We start from the raw sequence: 18,803 nt of genomic DNA, 5'->3' as shown, positions 1-18,803 counted from the left end.
TCTGGAAAGGTTCTACTTGTTGTTTTATATAGAGAATGATACAGTTTATACTGTAAAAGGACGTGATTAAATGGAAGAACAAAGATTTTATTTTAAAGATGTGTTATTTATTGTATTAGGAAGCTGTATCTATGCCTTTGGTTTGGTTACTTTCAATATTGCCAATGACCTGGCCGAAGGTGGTGTCACGGGGATTACTTTGATTTTAAGAGCCTTATTTCATTTTAACCCAGCATATACAACATTATTAATCAATATTCCGCTCTTATTAATTGGTGGGAAAATTTTAGGCAAACGTTCCCTCTATTATACGCTAATTGGTACCGTGTCGTTATCGGTATTTTTGTGGTTTTGGCAAAAATTTCCTGTTGAAATTAATTTAGATCATGATTTATTGATTGCTGCTCTCTTAGCTGGTTTGGCCGCAGGATTCGGGAGTGGCCTTGTTTACCGCGTAGGCGGAACCACTGGTGGGACCGACGTCATTGCCCGCATTTTCGAAAAATACTTTGGGATTAGCATGGGCCGCTCGTTGTTACTTTTTGATGTTGCAGTCTTACTCCTCTCGTTGACCTATATTGATGTCAAACGAATGATGTATACTTTAATTGTGTCCTTTGTTTTCAGTCGTGTTGTTGATTCTGTACTCGATGGAGCCTATGCTGCGAAAGGAATTTTAATTGTTTCCAATCATTCCGAAGAAATCGGTCAAAGTTTAATGGCTTCTTTAGAACGTGGGGTAACATATTTAAATGGTGAAGGTGCTTATTCACAAGTGGAAAAACGGGTTCTCTACACGGTAGTCAGTCCTCGAGAACTAATGGAAGTCAAACGGATTGCTAATGAAATAGATGAAAAAGCCTTTGTGTCCATCATTAACGTACATGAAGCAATTGGCGAAGGCTTTACTTATGCAAAACCCAGCAAACAACGGCGCTTTAAATTAAAACAATAAATAAAACCCAGCATTTATTGAAAATGCTGGGTTTTATTTATTGTTGTTTCAAACGATTTAATTCATCGGATAATTCTAAAAACGCTTCTTTGTTGCCTGTTTCTAAAGCATCATCAATTTGAGCTTTAAGTAATGCCATTCGCTGCGTTTGTTCTTCTTGCTTAAAATATTGATCAATCGCTCTGGCAACTTCCTGATCCACTTGTTCATTCCATGGCGCAAACGGATTGTCTTCTAAAACAGATAAATACTGGCTCGTTTGCCAAGCCTCTGGAAATACACATTCTAAATAAAGAGCTTTCCGCCAATTCATTCGAATCTCATGAAAAATTTGTTCCGGATCTGTAAATTCTTGTGCTTGGATAAAAAGCAATAACGGCTCCTTACCTAAACCATCTGCTACCACGCGGATCCCTCGATCAGTCTTCTCTACGTTCTCAACAAAATGAACATTATTTAAAATCGCATCGTGCGTTAATAAGTAATTTAAAATCCACAGTACCTCTCTTCTTCCAAAAGGCACGGTATTCACTAACCAAGTTAAAAATTTTTTCTTTTCTGATAAACTAACAAACATCGTCGTTTCCTATCTTTCTTCCATATCTGCTAGCACAGATTGCATGTCGACATCACCAGGTTCATGTTCCAAATAATGGTGCAACAAGTGTTTTGCTTTTTCAAGTTCGCCTTCTTCTCGTAAGAACAATGCGTATTCTTTTAGAAATTCTGGTTCGTGAGACAATTCTTGCGCTGCTTGTTCGTAATGAACTTTAGCGACGGCAAAGTCTTCTAATTCGTTGTACGCTTTTGCTAAGTTCCATTCAGCATAAGGATGATCCGTTTCCTCTAAATCATTTAAAATAGTAATTACTTCCTCAAAACGCTCTTCCGTGATGTAGAGATTACTTAAGGTCAAACGACTTTCATCTGTTTTCTCACCTAATTCCAAAGCTTTTAACAACCAGTTTTCAGCACCAGCAATATCGTGTAAGCGATAGGCATTTTCAGAGGCAAATTGGTATAACTCTACTTGGAAGGGGTTTTCCGCAATTCCTTCTTCGATCACCGCTTTTGCTTCCTCTAATTGCTCTTCTTCTTGGAGTGCTTCCGCTAAATATAGATAAAGTGATTGATAATGTGGGTTTAGTGTTTTTAATTGCTGGAACAACGTAATGGCTTTTTGATTCTCATGTAACTGTAAATAAGTGAAAGCTAACTGGAATAAACGATCGTCTGTTTGTTCTTCTTTGACCGCGGCTTCCAAATAAGGAACTGCTTCTTCAAAATCACCTAACATGCTGTAACTACTTCCTAAGCGTTCATTCAAGGAAATAGCAGAGATTTGCGCTGTCCCGCTTTCTACAATGCTTTGATAACGAGTAATAGCCTCGACAAATTGACCATTTGTAAAGTATAGTTCTCCCAAAGCAAATTGAATTAACGGCTCTTCTGGCATAAGATTGGCTGCTTCTTTTAATTTCGCTTCACTGACTTCTGGAATCCCTAAAACTTGGTACAAATCCGCAGTAACTAAGAGGCTTTGGACATAACTGTCACTAGTTTCTGGAATTTTTTCTAAATAGATGAATGCGTCATCTATTTCATTATTTTCAATGGCGATTTCTGCTAATGGAATGTTTAAGCCATCTGCATCGGGAAATTGTTCCAACAATTGTTGGAAAATTTGTTTGGCTTCTTCTAGAAAACCTAAAGATAATAACGTTTCCCCTAAATCAGCTAAGGTATTTTCATCATCTTTCTTTAATGCTTCTTCAAACATTAACTGTGCTTCTGCTAAATTTTCAGCTTGTAATGCTTGAACCATTTTTTCACTATATGACATAATTTCCCCTCAAATCTCTTTTAAAATTTCTTGGTATCTTTCAATCGTTGTTAACAGTTGATCGGGCGTTGGCTTTAAAGCTGCTCCTAGTTGACCGATTTTTCCCAACACCATAGGAGGACCTAGTGTTTCTGTGTGAGCCAAGACTTGTTCTGCGTAATCAGCACTTAAAATTTCTTTTGGAAACGCCACCGGAAAACCTAAGCGAATAAACCAAACGATAAAATTTTTAAATTGAAAGTCAAAGTGATTGACTTGCTGGCTCCATAAAACTTGTAACAATAATCCCAATAATCGTTTCATGGGACCTGATAACAAATGGCCATTTTCGGTTGTAGCAAAGGCCGCTTCAAAAACTCGGCCAAATTGATCCACTTTTTCCCCTGCTTGTTCATAAAAAGATAACAACTCGTCTAAAATACCATTAAATGACGTTTGATTCAACCGTTTTTTATCTGGATACGTTTGGTATAGCATTTGTAAATAAGCATAATCACAGACAAGACCCGCTCGAATAAAAACGAGCAAATCAATTAAAGGAGCGGCACCTTTTTTATTGGTCAAGGTACTATCAAACAAAATTTCTTCTGAATGATTTTCTATATGCATGGTTGCATGCTGTGCTTGCTGAATTGTGACACTTGGTAAAAGTCCTTGCCGTAACGCTTGAACAGACACAGGCATCAGCCAACATTTGGAGGAACACTTACTTACTTGGTGCAAAAATGCGGTTAATTGTAGTACCCCTTCATTACCTAAACCAATCAATAAAACATCCTGATTTTCTGGCCAATCAGCTAAGAAACGTAACACACTTTCTAATTCTGATAAGTCATTGCAATGAACATCATTGCGACAAATATACCAGTTTAATCCCAACTGTTCCCCAAAGGCATAATTAATCTTCTCCGAAAAAAGATCATAGTAACGCTGATTCGCCAAAACAACGATTGACTCCGTCGTTACTGGTCGTTTTTTTAGGACGGAAGCAAATGTTTCTCCATAAATAATAGCGACCTTGTTTTCCCCTCTAGAATAGTTGTATTTCATTGATTCACCACCTTAAGACTGTTTCCTCTTCCTTCACCCCAAGTCTAGCATAACCACTAAAAAACAGCTACTGGCAACAACTTATTTTTGTCCTTCATTCATAAATCTTTCTCTTTTTATCAAAAAAGCAAGGAGCGAGTGTCGAACCGTTCCCGCTTGATTCTCGGAGCGAAGCACGTTTTTCTCACCTAAGGTTCGTTACAATTTAGCCTTTTAGCGTACTGTTTCGACCACCTCTTAAAATAACATTTTTTATGTATGATTCAAAAAAGAACCCTTGGAAACCAAGGGTTCTAATTGTCTGTCTTATTTCACTGCATCTTTCAATGCTTTACCTGGTTTGAATGCAGGTACTTTGCTTGCAGCGATTTGAATTTCTTGTCCAGTTTGTGGGTTACGTCCTTTACGAGCTGCGCGTTCGCGAACTTCAAAGTTACCAAAACCGATTAATTGAACTTTTTCACCTTTAGCAAGAGTTTCTTGAATTGTTGAAAAGACAGCGTCTACTGCTGCAGTAGCATCTTTTTTAGTTAAACCAGTTGAAGATGCAACGTTTTCGATTAATTCTGCTTTATTTGCCATGGATCATTTCACCTCCTCTATAAGAGATACGATGTTTTTACACACCTAAAGTTCCGTCTATTTTTGAGTGGTCCAAAAACAGACAGCAAATATTGATCTGGTTCAATATTCTGTTAACAAGATAGCATAAGAAAGTTGTAATAGCAAGGTTTTTAGTGTATTTTAACCAGTTTTTTCAAAAAATAATCATTTTTTCTCAAAGTTGATAAATTTATTTGAATATCTAAAAAAAGTATGGTAGAATGCACTATTTTCGGCGTCGCGGAATGATTTTAATTGGCGTGCCCTCAAACATAAATGCTTTTCTGATTTGATTTTCTAAAAACCGGGCATAAGAAAAGTGCATTAGTTCTTCTTCGTTGACAAAAATAACAAATGTAGGTGGTTTGACTGCCACTTGTGTTGCATAAAAAATCTTCAAACGTTTTCCTTTATCGGTTGGTGTTGGATTAATTGCTACAGCATCCATTACAACGTCATTTAACAACGCTGAAGGAATCCGTAAGTTTTGATTCATACTTACTGTTTCAATTAGTTCAGGCAGTTTGTTTAAACGTTGTTTGGTTAATGCAGACACAAAAATAATGGGTGCATAATCTAAATATTGGAATTCATCACGAATTTCCGCTTCAAAATCACGCATTGTATTTGTATCTTTTTTGACTGTATCCCATTTGTTGACCACGATAATAATACCGCGACCTGCTTCATGGGCATAGCCCGCCACACGCTTGTCTTGCTCACGAATACCTTCTTCTGCATTCAAGACCATTAAAACAATGTCTGAGCGTTCAATCGCCCGCATTGCGCGCATGACGCTATATTTTTCAGTTGATTCGTATACTTTCCCACGTTTACGCATACCAGCCGTATCAATCATTAAGAACTTTTGACCTTCTTCAGATTCAAAATACGTATCGATTGCATCTCGCGTTGTTCCTTCAATATCTGAAACAATCACGCGATCCTCACCAAGAATAGCATTAATCAATGATGATTTACCGACATTTGGACGCCCGATTAAACTGAATTTAATTGTATCTTCGTCCTCTTCTTCTGAAGTGTTAGGAAAATGTTTAACTGCTTCGTCTAACACATCGCCAATGCCTAAACCATGACTACCAGAAACTGGGAAAGGATCCCCTAGTCCTAAAGCATAAAATTCATAAATATCATTACGCATTTCAGGATTGTCAACTTTATTAACAGCTAAGATCACTGGTTTATTACTACGATATAAAATTTTTGCTACTAACTCATCTGCATCAGTAATTCCTTCACGACCACTAGCAACAAAGATAATCACATCTGCTTCATCAATCGCAATTTCTGCTTGGTGTTTGATTTGATCCATAAATGGTTCGTCACCTAAATCAATCCCACCTGTATCAATAATACTAAATTCACGCCCTAACCATTCTCCAGTTGTATAAATACGGTCGCGTGTTACGCCAGGAGTATCTTCTACAATCGAGATACGCTCACCGGCAATGCGGTTAAAAATAGTCGATTTACCGACATTCGGTCTACCGACAATCGCAATAGTTGGATTTGCCATTTGATTCCCTCCTTGAGAATTTCAATCCTTACTAGTTTACCTAATCAAACCTTAAAGTGCAAGAAAAGTTTTAGTTTCTGCTGATTTTCTAACCAATTCAAGAAAAAATGAGTTTGACATAGCCGATCTGTTTACGGCTATGTCAAACTCATAAATTTCAAGAAAGTAACGTGTTATTCCTCTTCTTTCGCGTCAGATAAAGCGTCACCTAAAATATCGCCCATGGTAAAACCAGTATTTTCTTCAGGCAATTCATATTCCTGTTCTTCTTTTGGTTCTTCTTGAGACTCAGGTTTTGGTTCTAACGCTTTGATACTTAAAGCAATACGATGTTCCTCTGGATTAACTTCTAAAACTTTCACTTGTACTTGATCCCCTTCATGAAGGACTTCATGAGGCGTTGCAATATGCTTGTGAGAAATTTGAGAAATATGCACTAATCCTTCCACACCAGGGAAAACTTCCACAAAGGCACCGAAGCTTGTTAGGCGTTTTACTGTGCCATCTAAAACAGTCCCAGCGGCTGCTTTTGTTTCGATATCTGTCCATGGTCCAGGCAATGTTTCTTTAATAGATAAAGAAATACGTCCTTCTTCTGGATTAATTGAAAGAATTTTTACTTGAACGTCTTCGCCAACAGTTAACGCATCACTTGGTTTGCCCACATGCTGATGAGCAATTTCAGAAACATGAACTAAACCATCCACGCCACCTAAATCAATGAATGCGCCGAAATCTGTTAAACGAGCTACTTTCCCTTCAACAACGTCTCCGTCATGTAAAGAAGAAAGTAATTCTTCTTTTTTCGATTCTTTTTCAGCTTCAACAACTGCTTTATGTGAAAGAATTAAGCGGTTTTCTGAAGGTTCGATTTCAATAATTTTAAATGCTAGTGTTTGACCTTTATATTCAGAAAAATCTGCAACAAAATGATCTTCAACCATTGAGGCAGGAACAAATCCGCGAACACCGACATCAACAACCAAACCACCTTTAACAACATTTGTAACAGGTGCTTCGATTACTTTGCCCGCTTGGAAATCTTGTTCAATTTCTTCCCAAACTTTTTTAGCATCTAAACGGCGTTTTGACAGTAAATAACTGCCGTTTTCTTTATCTTTGCCAATTGATGTGATAACAACTAAATCTAACACATCACCGACTTTCACAAGTTCGTGTACATCTTCAACTGGTAAAGTCGATAATTCCTTTGCAGGAACAACGCCTTCAACGCCCGCTCCTTCAATGCCGACAACAACTTGTTTGTCTTCAATGGCTAAAACTTCGCCTTTAACAATATCGCCAACACTGACTTCTTGAACGCTGTTCATTGCATCTTCCATTGTTTCGTTGTTTGCTACTTGTTTGTCTTCAAAATCTGTCATGCCTCTTATCCTCCTATGCCAACAAAAATTCCAAAACTTAGCTATATATACTTACATAGTACGAGATTTTTGTAAAAAAATAAAGCGATTTCTTCTATTTTTCTTAAAATTCTTTAAAAAAGTTCAAAACCTTTTTGTTTAATCACATTTTGTATGGCGGCGACGACTTCTTCAATCGTCAACCCTGTTGTATCGATTTTCACAGCATCACTTGCTTGGACAAGGGGTGATACTTCTCTGGTTGAATCTAAATAATCCCGACGTTCAATCTCCGCCTTCAAGGTTTCAAAATCCGTCTCAATCCCTTTTTCTTGATTTTCTTTAAAACGACGTTCTGCACGTTCTTCAACGCTAGCCACCAAGAATATCTTTACTTCAGCCTTTGGTAGAACTGCAGTACCAATATCTCGACCATCCATGACAACTCCGCCGGCTTGACCAATTTTCTGTTGTAACGCCACCATTTCTTCTCTAACTTTTGCATGTTTTGAAACAGCTGAAACAGCATTCGTTACATCTGGCTGGCGAATCGCTTCGGTCACTTCATGACCGTCGATAAAAACACGTTGGCCATTCTCTGCTTGCTGAAAAGAAATAGTGTGGTTGACACAAAGCGCTACTAATGGTTCTTCCGCTTGAATGTCGATTTGATTTTGCAAGGCCAGATACGTAATCGCTCGGTACATGGCACCCGTGTCACAATACACATAATTCAATTGTTTTGCTAAAATTTTTGCAACTGTACTTTTGCCTGACGAAGCTGGTCCGTCAATAGCAATACTGATTTTCCCCATGAAAAAACTCCTTAACTGATATGCATCCTTTAAAATGCGCTTCTTCTTTTATATTAAAATCAGAAGAAAAGAACTTGGATTTAAACTGATGACGAGTTTCTAACGAAAAAGCAATAAGCCGAAATCCCTCGAAAGACGCAAACCATCTTTCGGAAATTTCTGCTTATTGGCATTCTCATGTAATCATCCGTCGCGGTTTAGCCCTTGAAAGTGCTGTCCAAACCTCTTTTTCTGGATTATTTAATACGTAATGGTTGTCCCGGATAAAACACAGATGTATCAATCCCAGGATTTAACGCTAAAATTTGTTCTAATGTCATTCCGTTACGTTCGGCAACTTGACGTGCCCCTTCACCACTTTGAACGGTATCATAAACAGGTTGTTGGTTCTGCGCTTGTTGCTGTTGTTGATTTTGAGCTTCTTGTTGTTGTTGCTGCTCTTGTTGTTGCTGTTGTTGTGCTTGTTGGTCCTGTTGTTGCTGTGCAGCAGCATCAGAACTTGAAGGTGTTGTATTTTCAGCTGGTTGGCTGCTTGCTGGTTCTGAGCTTTCCACTGATTTTGACGTACTTTCTTTTTTCTTCTCTTTTGATGATGATTGGACTAATGAAGAAGATGGCTGGCTATTTTTGCTAGCACTTTCGTTCGGTTTCTTGTCTTGCATCATCCATAAGAAAGTCCCAATTGGAATGGCAATAATTAATAATAGCAAAATAACTAAAACAGTTAGAAATAATGAATTTCCTCGTTGCTGTTGGCGTTTTGCTAAACGAGAACCACCACCATTTTGATCAGGTTCATAAATTGATTGTTCCCATGGCTCACGAGCTTGGTTTTTCTTTTTGTCCTTTTTACTCACTGCTAATTTCCTCCTAAACTTCTCTCGCTTGTTATTATATCATAGCTTTTGCCAACTGCCGACTAAAAAAATGAATTAATCACGTTCTTTAAATAATTTTAGAAATTTAGAACGCCAATCTTCTTCATTTTGATTGCTGGTCTTGTTCGATTTTACTATTGAATCTTGGTAAATGTCAAAGAATAACGCACAATTATCACAACAAGTTTCCGGTGATTGTTTGACAATCGGTTCTTGAAAATAAGTTTGAATCAACGTTCTTCGACAGGTTGTGGTTTCAATATACGTCAGCATCCCTCTTAATTGCGCTTGACGATCTTTTTCTTTCTCCTCTAAACGATGCTCTAGCTCTTCAAAAGAATAATCCTTGGCTAAATAGCCTTGGACCCATTTTTGTTGTAACTCGGTGGCATTTTCTAACAAACCTGCTTGTTCTTCTCCTTCAATCAGCGATTTTAAGGTCGCTCGATTCGCTCTTGTCTCTTCTAAGAAAAACCGATGAATAAATTCATCCCCTTTTTTATACAATAATAGCGCCCAACTTTTTTGACCATCACGTCCAGCTCGCCCGATTTCCTGCAGGTAATTTTCTAAGCTATCAGGCAAATCAAAATGAATCACTCCACGAACATCAGGTTTGTCGATTCCCATCCCAAAAGCATTCGTTGCACAAAGAATATCGATTTGATTATCAATAAATTGTTCTTGCAAGCGACTACGTTCACTAGCCTCCAAGCCCCCATGATAATAGGCCACCTTAAAACTGGTTTTCGCCTGAATAAGTTGACTGATTTGTTCTGTTTTGTTGCGCGTGGCGCAATAGATAATGATTTTACCAGCCGTTTTAGATAAGTAATCTAGTAATACTTCTTCTTTTTCTGACGTTTCCTTCACGAACAAGCCAATATTTTTTCGATTCACTGAAGAAAGAACTTCTTGATAGCTACCATGAGAAAATAATTGTTTTATAATTGCGTGCTGTACAACGGGTGTCGCTGTGGCAGTTAACGCCAAGGTCAAAGGAAAGTCTAGCTGTTTTTGGACCAGATCTAATTTACTATATTCAGGGCGAAAATCGACGCCCCACTGATAAACACAATGGGCTTCATCCACCACAAATAATGCAATTTTTTGGCGTTGTAACACACTAAGTACTTCTTGCTGCAAAAGCATTTCTGGGCTTAAAAACAGATAATCGTATTGGAACATTTTCGCTAAAATATAACGCTTTTCTGAATACTGTAACGTACTGTTTAAGGCAACCGCACCTTTAATTCCTTGTCTTTGTAATTGACGCACCTGATCTTCCATTAACGAAAGTAAGGGAGAAACAATTACCGTTAGTCCCTCTAACTTTTGGCCCACAAATTGATAACACAATGATTTGCCAGTGCCTGTTGGCAAAACAGCCAATGTATTCATACCGTCAAGTAAGTTTGTAATCACTTCTTTTTGACCAGGCTTAAACGCTGCATAACCAAATCGAGTGAATAATTCTTGTTCTAATGTCAACAACACTCACTCCTTTTCTTGCCAAATTTGTTGGATTTGATATAAGCGGAAATCTAAATAAGAAAGCGTCTCTTCTTGCGCTCGCCAATCCCGATACACCCACAACCGCGGATTTTGTTCTGTTTGAGCCAAGTTTTGGAGTATTGCCTCCTTTTCAAGATAAACAGACGCCTGCAGCTGCCCTTGAATAGCCAACTCTAATAGATGATCATGAATGGTACTCAGTTTTATTTTTCGTTGCTCAGCAATTTCTTGAAGCGTCTTGCCTTCCGTTAACAATCGTTGGGTTTCTTGCATACTTTGGTTTAGATTTTTTTCTAGATACGGCCATACAAGCGTTTGTAAAGCAGGATAGTTTCCTCCGTACATTATCAACTGCAGTAAATGATGAACCGCTTGCGTATGCCATAAACGCTGTTCAAGAGCTGTCTTATGGCTTGTTAATTGCTGAGGAACTTTGCCAGTTTGCTGATAACCAGAAAGTTGCGCAACCAAATAGTCGCTTTCTGCTTCAGGTAGTAACTCAAACCCTCGCAACAGTTCTTCTTTGATTGATTGAACGCGCTGCTCTTTCTTGTCTTGTTGTAACCATCGTTTCAAATATAGTTGCGGAATCGGTGTTGATAAAAGTGGAATATACTGTTTTTCCTCAAATGATAAATACGAAGTCACTTGCACGGCAAATTGAATGAGTTGCCAACTTTCTCGATCACTTCTGCCAAAACGATAAAGATCAATTGCAGGATAATCCAGCAACGAAAAATGGTGCTCCTTTAAAAATAGTTGCCCTTCTTTTGTTAGTTGAATCTCATTTGTCTCTTTGTGATACTGAATTTGTTTCGCCTTCGAAAGTTTTTCAAGAAATTGAAAAAAGGCTTGTTCGGAAATCGTTGGCCACCAGCCAATGAACCGTAAACAATCATATAAAAAACCATAAATCAAAACAGAGCTAGTCCGTTTGCCTTTTAAAAGATGATACAAAGTTGATGCACGTACCTTGTATCCATGAGATAATAACGCTAAAATAAAAGTTGCTTCCATAGTAAACCTCTTTTAGATAGGATGTGTCACTGTTTATGCAATCACGTTTAGTTCCTGAAAAATGTATTGCTTGTGGACTTTGTCAAGTTTATGCGCCCAATATATTTGATTATGATGATCATGGGATTGTCCTTTTTAAAGACGAGCCGCATGCTCGACAACAATTTATTCCAGAAAACGAACGCGAGAATGTGTTAAAAGCGTACCGCAAATGTCCCACGCGTGCAATAGAAATAAGCAAAAATGAGTGCTAAATAATTTAGCACTCATTTTTGCTTAGAGTATTTTTTCGAGCCAAGCAAGTGTTTGCTCATCTATCGAAACAAACTGTAATTGTCCTTCTTTTAGCGGTTCTTTGACTAAATGAATTTGATCATTTAGGCCATTGATCCATTCATAACGAAGACCATTTTCTTTTGCTTTAGAATTTTTGGCTTCTAAATAATAATTGACATGGTAATTTTCTTTACCATCCAATTGTAGTGTATTAATGGTTACTTCAAAATCTGGTGAAACATCGGTCGATTTCTTTTCACGTAATCGTTCAAGTGCTTCTATAAAAGAAGGAAATTGAGGATTATTTTCCCCACCAACGAGATATTTTTTAGCAAATTCTGTACTATCCGTATGACTTTTCACTTGTTTGGCAAATGCTTGATAAAAGGTTTCTAGCGCTTTGCGGGCATCATAGTCGCTAGCTAACGGAAAATTCAATTGTAGCGTTGGATTATCGGAGAGCGCTTCGACAAAATCATTTTCACCAATCGTTTCTTTTGATGTTTGAATTTCTTCTCCATTAATCGTCTTTTTAAGTTGAATCGTCATCCCTTTGGACCAGAACAAAGGGCCAATCGTTTTGCTTCCATTCGTTAGCGTACCAACTTTCCGATCATTAATATAAATATCTGCGTCTGGCAGATTGCTTTCCACAACAAAATTCATTCGTTTAAAATCTAAAGGAATACTAGAAATATAATTTTCCTCTTCTAATAAACGATACTCTTCTGTGATAACAGGTTCGCCGGTGCTATCTTTCACTGTGGCTGTAAAAGTATATTGTCCTGGCGCTAAGGGTCCCAATTCCTTTTGATAAGTGGTTGAGTCGGAAGTGCCCACTTCCCGCCCGTTCATTGCCAGCGTCACACCGCGCTGATTCGTCGTTAACTGAACAGAAACAGGCGTTAAAATGAATTGATAACGGTGAAAGAAAAATGCTGTTTGACTTGTTTCACGAATAGTTAAACCATGTAGCTTTTTATCCTTTAATAGCGCTTTTTCTAATTTTTTTAGCTCAGTTGGATTTTTTTGATAATAAGTGATTAAAGGCTTAATGCTTTGCGGATTCACTTGAAATTCAGACTCGTTCGTCCTCATTTTTTTACTTAATTCTTGGGCATCACCATTCTCAATCGCTTCAATAAAATGAGAAATTTGTTGTTCCTTAGAAAAATAATGCGTCCCGAGAAAATAGCTACCCGCTCCAAGAACGATGAACACAAAAAGAAACACCCAGATCCAGCTTCTTTTTGATCTGAGAGGAGTAGATTCGTTCCCTTTATTCATTGATGGTTGTGCTTGGTTTTCCTCTTGATGCATTGATTCATTCATTAGCGGAGCGCCGCATTCTTCACAAAAGGACTCCGTATCACGATTCACGTGACGACAATTTTTACACTTTTTCACTCAGGAAAACTCCTCTTTCTTTGATGATTTCTATCATACCAAGGGAAAGTTAAAATTACAATGCAGATGGTTTAGTATTTTTTAACAGAATGATGACAGATTGTGACAACCTCTTTTCTTTTAGGCGTAAATTTTAAAAACCCACTGTCAAACATTGTTCAACAGCAGGTTTTTTATCATTTATTTTGTTAACGGTGTTTTTTTCTGAATAGTATGTTGTTTTTTTGATAGCCATGGCAATAACTTCGCATGTAGTACTAGAAAAACACCACTGACTAAGAGGCCTTTAATAAGGTTGAATGGCACAATACCAATCGCCACATAGCTTGCTAAAGATGTTCCTAAAAATTGTTGTGTGGTCACACCATATAATTGTAAGTAAATGGGTGTAATGACAAAATAATTCGCAATACTCATGAAAATTGTCAAGGCTAAGATCCCACTTACTAAGCCCACTATCCGATTTGTACGGATATTTTTCTTTTTACCAAAGAAATAAAAAATTGGCAAGGTGAAGATACTACTTGCTAAAAAGCTAGCGAAATCTCCCACCATATTTTGCGGTGCTAGTCCGGTTAAGAACAGGTGTAGCAACGAACGAACAAAAGCAGTAATTACTCCTGCTAACGGTCCGTACAAGAACATTCCGAGTAGAATCGGAATATCACTAAAATCGATTTTCAAAAAACTAAACGCCGGCATAATCGGAAATGCCACAAATTGTAATACTGTACCGATTGCGGCCAACATTGCAATGCTGACCATTTTTTGTACCTTGTTGTTCATCTGAAATCCTCCAATTAAGGACCCATCTTCAACGAACTTTTTGATTCGCTTCTTTGTCATACAAAAAACCCTATTTTTCTGCAGGGAAAAATAGAGTAGGATTATCTGATGAAAAAGCGTCTCAAATAAGCCCTATCTTCTTTATCCAGACTATACTGTCGGTATTGGAATTACACCAATTCAATCGTTAAAAACGAGTCGTGGACTATAACCACCGGTCGGGAATTACACCCTGCCCCTGAAGACGAACCTTGTATTATATTTTTTTACTTACTTAGTGTAACCGATTTGAACAATGAATGCAACTAACTAAGCTTTTTTATTAAATTTCATTGATTGTTTCATTTCTCAAAAAAACAATCCCTTCGCCATAAGCGCGAAGAGATCGAGTCATTTTATCTTATTTAGCTTGATTTAATAATTGACTGATTTCTTTTTTAGTTAAATCACGATATTGTCCTGGTCGCAAACCTTGTAAGGTCAACTCACCGTAACGTTCACGTTTTAATTTTTGAACAGGGAAACCAACAGCTTGAAACATTTTCTTCACTTGATGATTACGTCCTTCATGAATCGTTAATTCCACGACACTGCTACCTGTTTTAATATCCGCTGAAAGAATTTGAAAATTGGCTGGTGCTGTGCGTTTGCCATCAATGCGAATGCCTTTGGCTAATGGCAATAGATCCCGTTTAGTTGGTACACCTTTAATTTTTGCTACGTAGACTTTATCTACTTCATGTTTAGGATGGGTTAATTTTTGTGAAAAACTTCCATCATTCGTTAAAAGTAACAACCCAGAAGTATCATAATCCAGACGACCGACTGGATAAATTCGCTCAGTAACATCTGTAAAATAATCCGTTACTACTTTACGGCCTTTATCGTCAGACACCGCAGAAATAACCCCTCTTGGTTTATAGAATAAATAATAACCATATTCTTCTTGATAAATCGGTACACCATCAACTTCAACGGTATCTTGTTTACTTACTTGTGTTCCTAATTCTTTGACCACTTGGCCGTTGACTTTTACGCGACCTTTGACAATTAATTCCTCTGCTTTGCGACGCGAAGTCACCCCAGCATGAGCAATTGCTTTTTGTAATCTTTCCATTGTTTAAGCTTCCTCGCCTTCTGTTGTTTCAGACATTGGGTTCGTTTCTTGATAACGATCAAAAAATAGATCCATTGGTAGTTCTTCTTCTAATTCATCTTCCATTTGTTGGATATCTGGTAATTCATCTAAACTTTTCAACCCAAAGTAATCCATAAAATACTTCGTTGTGCCATACAAAATTGCTCTACCAGGACCATCGACGCGGCCTTTTTCTTCTATCAACTGACGGGCAACTAACTTTTGGATAGAGCCAGAAGTCTGTACGCCACGAATTTCATCAATTTCAATACGCGAAATTGGTTGCTTATAAGCAATAATGGATAATGTTTCTAGCGCCGCTTGTGATAAGGCGTTCGACATAGGCGATTGCGCATATTTTTTTAGTAATGAGGCATATTTTTTCTTCGTTGTTAAGACAAAATGATTGCCGACTTCTAAAATATTTAACGCCGATTTATTGTCAGAAGCATAATGTTCTTTCAATTTCGTTAATTCTTCATAGGTTTTTGCTGTTGACTTCTCTAATAAGTACGCCAGCTCTTCCAAGCCAATTCCTTCTTCGCCAACCACAAATAAAATTGCTTCAATTTGACTAACTAATGTCACTGTGTTTCCTCCACCTCTGTTGTATCTTCCTGCTGGGTTTCTGTATTAAATAACAAAATTTCACTATAATTATTTTCTTGTTCAGCATAAATCACGCCTGTTTTCATTAATTCTAAAAGAGCCATGAACGTTGTCACAATTTCTTGTTTGGAATAAGAATCGAAGAAAGAATCAAACGACACTGCCTTCCCTTTCTGTACTTGACGCATACGCTCTGAAATAGCGGTGATTTTTTCTTCGATGGAAACATCGTCACTAGCAACAGTTGTTTCAACAGGCTGGCGATTTTTTTTCTTTTCTAACATGGCGTGAAAGGCTAGAAATAAATCAATTGTATTGATTTGATTAGGCCGTAGTGTTGTATCTTCCTCTTTATAATCATCCATATCCATTGGTTCTTTTGTATAATAGAGTTTACGTTCTTCTTCTTTTTCATGTAAAACAGTCGCTGCATATTTAAATTTCCGATACTCCAATAACTGAGCTACTAAAGCTTCCCGTGGGTCTTCCTCTTCAAAAAAATCTTCATCATCAATGATTTCAAGCTCTTGTTTTGGAAGCAACATCTGACTTTTAATAGCCATTAAGGTGGCAGCCATGACTAGATATTCTCCAGCGACTTCTAACTCTAAGGTTTGCATCGCATGAATATAAGACATGTATTGTTCAGTTACTGCTGTAATGGGAATGTCATAGATATCGATTTCTAATTTTTGAATTAAATGTAGTAGAAGATCCAGTGGTCCTTCAAAGACATCTAGTTTTAAATTAATTTCTTGCAAAAACGACACCTACTTTCTTTTCTCGACTTCCTAGTTTACCATAAATTTATTCGTTTGTGGGCATTCTCGCAAATTAAGCCCGAGGAAAATGTTCCTTATAAACATCTGCCATTCGTTGTTTGGTAATATGTGTATAAATTTGTGTCGTGGAGATATCTGCATGTCCTAATAATTCTTGCACGATTCTAAGGTCTGCGCCATTTTCCAACAAATGTGTCGCAAAGCTATGCCGTAATGTATGCGGCGTAATATTTTTCTCTATCCGGGCTTCTCGGACAATCTGTTTTAAATTTTTCCAAATGCCCTGTCTAGATAACGGTTCGCCATGATGATTAACGAACAGGTGTGTTTCATTCGGATGGTTTTTAATCAATTGAGGTCTGGCTTCGTTCATATAGCGCTCAATCCATTGAATCGCATAATCGCCTAAAGGAATAATTCGTTCTTTGTCCCCTTTTCCGATTGTTTGCAATAAACCAATGGATAAATGCAGATCCCCTAATTTTATTTCAATTAGTTCACTAACTCGCAGGCCCGTTGCATACATCACTTCTAAAATAGCACGATTCCGCATACCTAGTGGTTTACTTGTATCAGGCGTTTCAATTAATCGAGTCACTTCGTCAACAGATAATGTACTTGGCAATTTTTGAACTTTCTTGGGGGAGTCAATATGTTGCATCGGATTATGTTCGCTTAAGCGTTCTTGACGTAAAAATTGATGAAATCCTCTCAAACTAGAAATCATCCGAATCACACTTGCTGAAGCTTGCTGTTCTTCGTGAAGGGATTGCAAAAATTCTGTAATCATGTAACGGTCAACTTCGTCCCAAGAATGCAGGCCTTGTTCTTGTAAAAAGGCTACGTATTTTTTTAAATCTCGTTCGTAACTCCGCCGTGTGTTATTTGATAAGCCCCGCTCTATTTGTAAATAGTGTAAATAATCGACTAATTGTTCTTCCATTATCCTTCCCTCATTTCTAGTACTATCCTATCAGATTATGCCCTAGATTGCATGGGTAAATTCCAACTTATTAAAAAAAATCAACTGACAACAAAAGACTTGTTCACTAAGTCGTTAACTTAAGAACAAGTCTTTTGTTGTTGCTACTATTAGTAAAGAATAAATTTGTTATTTTATATATTTATCTAGAAAAGCAGCTACTGTTTCCTTATATTTTTCTGGGTTTTTATTATAAGCTTTCGCATGCTCTGCTCCAGGCACGACATATTTTTCTTTAGGTCCTTGGGTTGCATTATAAACTTCGTCTAACATACTAAACGGCACAAACATATCATTTTCACCATGAATAAAGAGCATTGGTAAATGATTCTTTTGTAATTGTTTAACAGCGCTTGCTTCCCCAAAGAAATAGCCAGCTCTAAGTTTCGTAATCCCGCTAGTAACATTAACTAATGGGAAACTTGGTAAATTGAAAAGCTCTTTCAATTGATATTGCAACTCCTGATTGACTGTAGAATAGCCACAATCTTCCACAATGGCTTTCACGTTATCTGGTAATTTTTCCCCGCTCGTCATCATGACTGTAGCAGCACCCATACTGACACCGTATAAAGTGATTTGTTCTTGCTGACCATTTTCGGTTAAAACTTTCTCAATCCATTGGACATAATCTTTACGATCGGGCCAGCCGAACCCAATATAATCTCCTTGACTTTTCCCGTGACCACGCGCATCTGGCGCTAACACATTGTAGCCCCAATCATGATACATTTTCGCAAAGACAGACATCGTTTCTGCCGAACCCATATAACCATGCGCCATAATAACGGTACGATTACTTTTTTTGTCGGCTGGTAAATAAATGGCCTTTAGACGTAGCCCATCTTCCGAAGTAATTGACCATTCTTGTCGATTTTTGTCATCTTTAAACCACGCGCCTTCAGGTGTCTGGACCACTTTTGACCCTGGGGTATTCTCATTTATAAAGTCTTTCTTTCCTGGAACTACTGCATAATTATAAAAATATAAGCCTGCCGCAATTAAACCAATTGCAATTACTACAATAAGCGCAATCAAAATTTTTAACCATCGATTCATCTACGTACTCCTTTTATTTAAACTGTATGATTCATTATAAGTTGTCGCCCTTTTTTTGACAACCACCATTCAAAGATTCAACCATCTTTCTTTACCACTACAATGAGACAATTTTGTTGCGACAAAAAAAGCATAGCACAAAAATATTACCTTTTACGCTATGCTCCACTTATCTATTTATAGGAAA

At 37.5% G+C, this 18,803-nt stretch carries 19 protein-coding genes and 1 riboswitch; of the genes, 2 read left to right on the top strand and 17 right to left on the bottom strand.

The genetic code is table 11. From position 1 onward, the window contains the following. Nucleotides 1-70 precede the first annotated feature (70 nt). Nucleotides 71-955: a YitT family protein gene (locus IGJ37_RS06280; RefSeq protein WP_002394448.1), complete on the top strand. Its 885-nt coding sequence runs from the start codon at nt 71-73 to the stop codon at nt 953-955. A gap of 37 nt (nt 956-992) precedes the next feature. Here IGJ37_RS06280 and IGJ37_RS06275 read toward each other — a convergent pair whose 3' ends face one another. The 10 genes from IGJ37_RS06275 to IGJ37_RS06230 all read right to left on the bottom strand — a co-directional run bounded on the left by IGJ37_RS06275 (nt 993) and on the right by IGJ37_RS06230 (nt 11,577). Continuing rightward, entirely contained in the window at nt 993-1,532 is a 540-nt protein-coding gene (locus IGJ37_RS06275; protein ID WP_002360333.1) for a ReoY family proteolytic degradation factor, read from the bottom strand. A gap of 9 nt (nt 1,533-1,541) precedes the next feature. Continuing rightward, nucleotides 1,542-2,798, bottom strand: coding sequence for a tetratricopeptide repeat protein (locus tag IGJ37_RS06270; protein ID WP_002410196.1), 1,257 nt, complete (start codon nt 2,796-2,798; stop codon nt 1,542-1,544). Nucleotides 2,799-2,807: 9 nt separating this feature from the next. Beyond that, nucleotides 2,808-3,848 (bottom strand): hypothetical protein, encoded by a 1,041-nt coding sequence (locus IGJ37_RS06265; RefSeq protein WP_002360338.1) that lies wholly within the window; start codon nt 3,846-3,848, stop codon nt 2,808-2,810. Between the two features lie 306 nt (nt 3,849-4,154). Next, the gene (locus IGJ37_RS06260; protein WP_002357604.1) at nt 4,155-4,430 is read right to left on the bottom strand and encodes an HU family DNA-binding protein; all 276 of its coding nucleotides are present in this window, start codon (nt 4,428-4,430) and stop codon (nt 4,155-4,157) included. A gap of 247 nt (nt 4,431-4,677) precedes the next feature. Next, a complete protein-coding gene (der, locus tag IGJ37_RS06255; RefSeq protein ID WP_325814809.1) occupies nt 4,678-5,988 on the bottom strand; it encodes a ribosome biogenesis GTPase Der in 1,311 nt (436 codons plus the stop codon). Nucleotides 5,989-6,161: 173 nt separating this feature from the next. After that, nucleotides 6,162-7,373, bottom strand: coding sequence for a 30S ribosomal protein S1 (gene rpsA, locus IGJ37_RS06250; protein WP_002360341.1), 1,212 nt, complete (start codon nt 7,371-7,373; stop codon nt 6,162-6,164). A 113-nt stretch (nt 7,374-7,486) separates the two neighbouring features. After that, on the bottom strand, nt 7,487-8,167 hold the full coding sequence (cmk, locus tag IGJ37_RS06245) for a (d)CMP kinase (protein ID WP_002357612.1): 681 nt from the start codon (nt 8,165-8,167) through the stop codon (nt 7,487-7,489). A 236-nt stretch (nt 8,168-8,403) separates the two neighbouring features. Beyond that, complete coding sequence (locus IGJ37_RS06240) at nt 8,404-9,024, bottom strand: LysM peptidoglycan-binding domain-containing protein (RefSeq protein ID WP_002384525.1); 621 nt, start codon at nt 9,022-9,024, stop codon at nt 8,404-8,406. A 75-nt stretch (nt 9,025-9,099) separates the two neighbouring features. Continuing rightward, entirely contained in the window at nt 9,100-10,542 is a 1,443-nt protein-coding gene (locus IGJ37_RS06235; protein WP_016618860.1) for a RecQ family ATP-dependent DNA helicase, read from the bottom strand. Then, nucleotides 10,543-11,577, bottom strand: a complete 1,035-nt coding sequence (locus IGJ37_RS06230) for a helix-turn-helix domain-containing protein (protein ID WP_252671053.1) — start codon at nt 11,575-11,577, stop codon at nt 10,543-10,545. A gap of 35 nt (nt 11,578-11,612) precedes the next feature. On the opposite strand from IGJ37_RS06230, the gene IGJ37_RS06225 reads away from it, so the two are divergent. Then, complete coding sequence (locus tag IGJ37_RS06225) at nt 11,613-11,831, top strand: ferredoxin (RefSeq protein ID WP_002357617.1); 219 nt, start codon at nt 11,613-11,615, stop codon at nt 11,829-11,831. Between the two features lie 22 nt (nt 11,832-11,853). On the opposite strand, the gene IGJ37_RS06220 is transcribed toward IGJ37_RS06225, so the two are convergent. From IGJ37_RS06220 to IGJ37_RS06190, 7 genes are all read right to left on the bottom strand, one after another. Continuing rightward, a complete protein-coding gene (locus IGJ37_RS06220) occupies nt 11,854-13,185 on the bottom strand; it encodes a zinc ribbon domain-containing protein (protein ID WP_002398998.1) in 1,332 nt (443 codons plus the stop codon). 255 nt (nt 13,186-13,440) lie between these two features. Then, nucleotides 13,441-14,106, bottom strand: coding sequence for an ECF transporter S component (locus IGJ37_RS06215; protein WP_002382314.1), 666 nt, complete (start codon nt 14,104-14,106; stop codon nt 13,441-13,443). A gap of 70 nt (nt 14,107-14,176) precedes the next feature. Next, a riboswitch (FMN riboswitch) is annotated at nt 14,177-14,296 on the bottom strand. A gap of 150 nt (nt 14,297-14,446) precedes the next feature. Next, entirely contained in the window at nt 14,447-15,163 is a 717-nt protein-coding gene (locus tag IGJ37_RS06210) for a pseudouridine synthase (protein ID WP_002357624.1), read from the bottom strand. Between the two features lie 3 nt (nt 15,164-15,166). Then, nucleotides 15,167-15,772 carry an SMC-Scp complex subunit ScpB gene (scpB, locus tag IGJ37_RS06205; RefSeq protein ID WP_002357625.1) on the bottom strand — a complete coding sequence of 202 codons (606 nt, stop codon included), beginning with the start codon at nt 15,770-15,772 and terminating at the stop codon, nt 15,167-15,169. Continuing rightward, nucleotides 15,769-16,563 (bottom strand): segregation/condensation protein A, encoded by a 795-nt coding sequence (locus IGJ37_RS06200; RefSeq protein WP_325814804.1) that lies wholly within the window; start codon nt 16,561-16,563, stop codon nt 15,769-15,771. Before IGJ37_RS06200 ends, scpB begins: the two co-directional genes overlap by 4 nt. 64 nt (nt 16,564-16,627) lie before the next feature. After that, nucleotides 16,628-17,518, bottom strand: a complete 891-nt coding sequence (xerD, locus tag IGJ37_RS06195; protein WP_002357627.1) for a site-specific tyrosine recombinase XerD — start codon at nt 17,516-17,518, stop codon at nt 16,628-16,630. A 168-nt stretch (nt 17,519-17,686) separates the two neighbouring features. Then, a complete protein-coding gene (locus IGJ37_RS06190; protein ID WP_174121059.1) occupies nt 17,687-18,616 on the bottom strand; it encodes an alpha/beta hydrolase in 930 nt (309 codons plus the stop codon). Between the last annotated feature and the right edge of the window lie 187 nt (nt 18,617-18,803).

Origin of the sequence: Enterococcus sp. AZ104 (genome assembly GCF_050546705.1) — a bacterium.
Lineage (GTDB): Bacteria > Bacillota > Bacilli > Lactobacillales > Enterococcaceae > Enterococcus > Enterococcus faecalis.
The sequence above is the reverse complement of the archived record's forward strand: the minus strand, read 5'-3'. Positions and strand labels throughout refer to the sequence as shown.

What these genes read in the sequence shown, in the direction of transcription:
- IGJ37_RS06225 (WP_002357617.1), top strand. Translation starts at nt 11,613, where the DNA reads ATGCAATCACGTTTAGTTCCTGAAAAATGTATTGCTTGTGGACTTTGT.
- IGJ37_RS06210 (WP_002357624.1), bottom strand. Translation starts at nt 15,163, where the DNA reads ATGGAAAGATTACAAAAAGCAATTGCTCATGCTGGGGTGACTTCGCGT.
- IGJ37_RS06280 (WP_002394448.1), top strand. Translation starts at nt 71, where the DNA reads ATGGAAGAACAAAGATTTTATTTTAAAGATGTGTTATTTATTGTATTA.
- IGJ37_RS06215 (WP_002382314.1), bottom strand. Translation starts at nt 14,106, where the DNA reads ATGACAAAGAAGCGAATCAAAAAGTTCGTTGAAGATGGGTCCTTAATT.
- xerD (WP_002357627.1), bottom strand. Translation starts at nt 17,518, where the DNA reads ATGGAAGAACAATTAGTCGATTATTTACACTATTTACAAATAGAGCGG.
- IGJ37_RS06230 (WP_252671053.1), bottom strand. Translation starts at nt 11,577, where the DNA reads ATGGAAGCAACTTTTATTTTAGCGTTATTATCTCATGGATACAAGGTA.
- IGJ37_RS06190 (WP_174121059.1), bottom strand. Translation starts at nt 18,616, where the DNA reads ATGAATCGATGGTTAAAAATTTTGATTGCGCTTATTGTAGTAATTGCA.
- rpsA (WP_002360341.1), bottom strand. Translation starts at nt 7,373, where the DNA reads ATGACAGATTTTGAAGACAAACAAGTAGCAAACAACGAAACAATGGAA.
- IGJ37_RS06220 (WP_002398998.1), bottom strand. Translation starts at nt 13,185, where the DNA reads ATGAATGAATCAATGCATCAAGAGGAAAACCAAGCACAACCATCAATG.
- IGJ37_RS06265 (WP_002360338.1), bottom strand. Translation starts at nt 3,848, where the DNA reads ATGAAATACAACTATTCTAGAGGGGAAAACAAGGTCGCTATTATTTAT.
- IGJ37_RS06275 (WP_002360333.1), bottom strand. Translation starts at nt 1,532, where the DNA reads ATGTTTGTTAGTTTATCAGAAAAGAAAAAATTTTTAACTTGGTTAGTG.
- cmk (WP_002357612.1), bottom strand. Translation starts at nt 8,167, where the DNA reads ATGGGGAAAATCAGTATTGCTATTGACGGACCAGCTTCGTCAGGCAAA.
- der (WP_325814809.1), bottom strand. Translation starts at nt 5,988, where the DNA reads ATGGCAAATCCAACTATTGCGATTGTCGGTAGACCGAATGTCGGTAAA.
- IGJ37_RS06270 (WP_002410196.1), bottom strand. Translation starts at nt 2,798, where the DNA reads ATGTCATATAGTGAAAAAATGGTTCAAGCATTACAAGCTGAAAATTTA.
- IGJ37_RS06260 (WP_002357604.1), bottom strand. Translation starts at nt 4,430, where the DNA reads ATGGCAAATAAAGCAGAATTAATCGAAAACGTTGCATCTTCAACTGGT.